3 protein-coding genes are annotated in these 2,353 nt (G+C 65.2%); all 3 read right to left on the bottom strand.

Going from position 1 to position 2,353, the window contains the following annotated elements; translation table 11 throughout:
* On the bottom strand, nt 1–1,253 hold a 1,253-nt coding region (locus EN991_RS32570; protein WP_127370281.1), incomplete at its 3' end, for an FAD-dependent oxidoreductase.
* A gap of 24 nt (nt 1,254–1,277) precedes the next feature.
* The gene (locus tag EN991_RS32565; RefSeq protein WP_127370280.1) at nt 1,278–2,060 is read right to left on the bottom strand and encodes an aldolase/citrate lyase family protein; all 783 of its coding nucleotides are present in this window, start codon (nt 2,058–2,060) and stop codon (nt 1,278–1,280) included.
* A gap of 18 nt (nt 2,061–2,078) precedes the next feature.
* The coding region (locus EN991_RS32560; RefSeq protein ID WP_245461137.1) for a GMC oxidoreductase at nt 2,079–2,353 on the bottom strand (275 nt) is incomplete at its 5' end.

Raw genomic sequence — 2,353 nt, 5'->3', positions numbered from 1 at the left:
GCCTGGAACGGCGTCAGATCGATCGCCGGCGGCAGACCGGCGGCAAGCTGCGACACGATCTTACCGGTGACGGCGCCGCCGATCAGGCCCTGATGGCCGTGGCCAAAGGCGTAGATGACATTTTTGGCCCGCGACGCCCGGTCGATGACCGGGATGCTGTCGGGCGTGCCGGGACGATGCCCCATCCAGCGCGTGACCTCGCCGACCTCCAGTTTCCTGAACATCGACCGCGCCTGTTTGAGGAGAACGTCCGCCCGGTGCATGTTCGCAGGCGCCTTCAGGCCGGCGAACTCGACATTGCCGGCGATGCGCAGCCCGTCCTCCATCGGCGAAGCGACGAACTTGCGGTCGGCCGAGATGGTCTGGATACGCAAGCCGGTATCGGCACCCTTGACCATGATGTGATAGCCGCGCTCGCTCTCGAGCGGAATGCGGTCGCCAAGCTTGCGGGCAAGATCGCCCGACCAGGCGCCGGCGCAAAGCACCACGGTCTCGACCGGCATGCGCCCGCCGCCTTCAAGCCGCAGCGCCGATGGGCCGTTGGCCGCCATGTCGAAGCCGAGCACCTTCGCGCGCACAAAACGAGCGCCCTGACGCGCCGCATGCTCGGCGAGCCTGGCGACAAGCCGGCCGGGATTTGGACACTGCCCCTGTTCGGGCAGATAGACGGCGCTCTTGAAGATCGGCGCCAGCGCCGGTTCGAGTCGCCGGATTTCGTCGGCATCGAGGATGTCCACCTTGACGCCGTGGTCGCGGCGAAGCCCCAGACCATAAGCGCCCTTGGACGGCCCGTCGGCCGTTTCGTGGACGAACAGCTGGCCGCGCTTCTGCAAAAGGTCCTCGCAGCCGGCAGCCTTGATCAGCGGCTCGTAGCATTCGAATGTGTAGCGGTGCAGCGAGCGCATCGCCGCCGATATCTCCTCGACGCGCGGTTTGCGGCTGGCGGCCAGGAAGCGCAGCAGCCAGGGAAGCGCGTGCGGCAGATAGGCCAGCCGCACGATCAACGGCCCTTCCGGGTCCATCAGCCATTTCGGCACATTGCGCAGCACGCCCGGCATCGAATTCGGGATGCACGATCCCGGGCAGATGCCACCGGCATTGCCGAAGGAGCATTGCTCCTCAGATCCCGGCAAGGCCGGATCGACCACCTCGACGGCAAAACCCTGCTCGAGCAGATAGTTCGCGGTGCAGACGCCAATGATGCCGGCCCCGATGACCGTCACCTTGCTGCGCAGCGTGCCTGTCGATGTCATGGCGATCGATCCGGATTTTGCCGATCAGGGCGCGATCGCGCTCGGCGTGCCGGCGCGGAAGGCCGGCAGCGAACGCGCCACCATCTGCTGCAGCATGCGGAAGTCAGAGAGGTAGGCCATGAAGCGATAGCCCATCTTGCGCATGTCGACGCCATAGGTGACCGAACCGCAATGGATGCCGGGAATGACGCCGGCTTCCTTGCACTTGGCGGCGATGTATTCGATCGCCTCGTAGACGGCGGGATAGCGCGGATCGAAGCCTGGCGCCTCGCGCATAGTCACCGCAAGGTCCGACGGGCCGACGAAGATGGCGTCGAGGTGCGGCGTCTTCAGTATGTCTTCCAGATTCTTCACCGCCTGCTCGCTCTCGATCATCGCCATGGTGATGATGGTGTCGTTGGCATGCTGGAAATAGTCCGCGCCGGCGTAGAGCGAAGCGCGCAGCGGACCAACGCTGCGGCCGCCCTTGGGGAAATAGCGGCAGGCCTTGACGAAGGCGTCCGCTTCCTCGGCGGTGTTGACCATCGGGCAGATCACGCCATAGGCGCCGGCGTCGAGCACCTTGCCGATGATCGCCGGATCGTTCCACGGCACGCGCACCATCGGCGTCGTATCGGTCGTCGAAATCGCCTGCAGCATCGGCACCGCATCGACATAGTCGGTCGCGCCATGCTGGAGGTCGACCGTCAGCGCGTCCCAGCCCTGCTGCGCCATCAATTCCGCCGATATCGACGACGGAATGCCGAGCCAGCCCGTCACCACTTCGCCGCCGGCGGCCCAGATATCCTTCACCTTGTTCTTGCGCATAGTCTTGGGGGTCCTTTGCTATTGTCGGGAATGCAAAATCAGGTCCGCCGCCTTTTCAGCGAGGGCGATGGTGGTGATGTTGGTGTTGGCGGCGACGATCGTCGGCATGATAGAGGCGTCGACGACGCGCAGGCCCTGCACACCGCGGACGCGGCATTCGGCGTCGAGCACCGCCAGCGGATCGCTGTCGGCGCCCATCTTGCAGGTGCCCGAGACATGCCAGCCCGACCAGACGGATTGCTTGACCCAATCGGCGATCAGCTCTTCGTTGCCGAGCATCGCCTGGATACGGT

Origin of the sequence: Mesorhizobium sp. M7A.F.Ca.US.005.03.2.1 (genome assembly GCF_003997795.1) — a bacterium.
Lineage (GTDB): Bacteria > Pseudomonadota > Alphaproteobacteria > Rhizobiales > Rhizobiaceae > Mesorhizobium > Mesorhizobium ciceri.
Note: the sequence above shows the minus strand (reverse complement) of the source record. Positions and strands in the feature narration are given on the sequence as shown.

What these genes read in the sequence shown, in the direction of transcription:
- EN991_RS32565 (WP_127370280.1), bottom strand. Translation starts at nt 2,060, where the DNA reads ATGCGCAAGAACAAGGTGAAGGATATCTGGGCCGCCGGCGGCGAAGTG.